Genomic DNA, 220 nt, shown 5'->3' with positions numbered 1-220 from the left:
GAGTCCAACGGCGACGTCACCGAAGCACAGGACGCGGTCTTTACCATCAAGGTAGACCGGGTACTGGCCGACGATCTGGTGGTCACCCTAAGTAATGGCGACAGGGTTACCATCCAGGCCGGCGAGCAGAGCGTGGCGTATAGCGTGCCGGCGCAGGGCGACGATGTGTACGTCGATGCGGGCAGCGTTACCGTGGGCCTCGACAAGGCGGAAGTGGCTG

General features: G+C 63.2%; 1 protein-coding gene. It reads left to right on the top strand.

Features of this window, described 5'->3' with window-relative positions; genetic code table 11:
• Positions 1-220 (top strand): immunoglobulin-like domain-containing protein (locus tag MFP24_RS00030; RefSeq protein ID WP_249246700.1); only part of this gene is annotated, 220 nt, incomplete at both ends.

It is taken from the genome of Brenneria tiliae (genome assembly GCF_023347575.1).
GTDB classification, from domain to species: Bacteria; Pseudomonadota; Gammaproteobacteria; order Enterobacterales; family Enterobacteriaceae; genus Brenneria; species Brenneria corticis.
This window is presented reverse-complemented; position numbering and strand designations above follow the sequence as displayed.